Below are 1140 nucleotides of genomic sequence, written 5' to 3' on the forward strand. Positions count from 1 at the left end.
GTGCTCCGGAATGATCTCCCCGCTGCTCTCCGCCTCAGTACGCTCGCAAGCGAGTTCGTGCCGCCGGCGATCACGGACTTCGTTCCGACGGGAGGTTCAGCGCAAGTCACCCTCCTGTTCGCTCTCCTGGGCGATGCGCGTCGGGCCGAGGAGTGGCTCACCAAGGACCGCGGCCTGGGCGCTGCCGTGAGGTACGAACACATGATCCGGCTGCCCTCGAGAGTCGCCCGCGGCCTCCTTCTTCTCGATCAGGGCGATATCACGGCGGCCCGGCATGCACTCGACGAGTCGGGTGACGGGACTGATGACGTCGAGCTGTGGTCGGCCTCCGCGTCGCTTGCCGCTGCCGTCGCTCTTCTCGAAGGTCGCCCCGCGGAAGGCCTCGCGCTGCTCGACCACACGGTCTCCCTGCACCCGGCGACATTCGACTCCTCTGCACTGGCGAAGGCGCTCCTGACGGCCGCTCGCGTCGATCTCCTTCTCGCGTGCGGCGAGACGGAACGAGCCGCCACGCTGATCGAGTCATCGCTCATGCCCAAGGGTGCTCGTTTCGTCGCGCGAGCCCGACTCGGCCTCCTGACAGGTCATCCCGAGGAAGCCGCAGCGCACAGTCGGGCAGGTCTGGTCGTGCCGACACTGACGCTGCGCGAGCGCGTGGCCCTCATCATCCTGTCCGCGGCCGCCGCGCGTGAGCTCGGTGACGGCGAGGCCGTGCGGCGGGGGGTGCGCGAACTCGTCGCCATGAGCGAGCGGTGCGACCCGGTCCGAGAGCTCCTCAGCCTTCCCGAGCCGGTGCGCTCCCGTGTCGTCGGCGAGCTGTCCCCCGATGCGCAGGAGCGTCTCGGCGTGCGGGTGGAACACGGCCGTCTTCTCCTGCGCGGGGAGCCCGCGAGGGAGATCTTCTCGTCCATCAGGCGCGGTATCCGCTTGTCACCCCGCGAGCGCGACGCGATCGCCGCGCTCGCCGATGGCGCGACGATCGCCGACATTGCTGCCGCTCGCTTCGTCTCCGTGAACACCGTGAAGAAGCAAGTCGCATCGCTCTACCGGAAGCTCGGAGTGTCCGGACGTCGGGAGGCGATCGACGCCGCGGCGCGGCTCGGGCTCGTCACGGCCACGTGGGACGCGCGAGGCGACGAG

The 1140-nt window shown here is 69.6% G+C and carries 1 protein-coding gene; it reads left to right on the top strand.

Annotation, left to right across the window (positions count from 1 at the left end):
• A partial coding sequence (locus AC4FQ5_RS19525) for a helix-turn-helix transcriptional regulator (RefSeq protein WP_491146147.1) occupies nt 1–1140 on the top strand: 1140 nt, incomplete at both ends.

It is taken from the genome of Chryseobacterium sp. DT-167 (assembly GCF_058310155.1).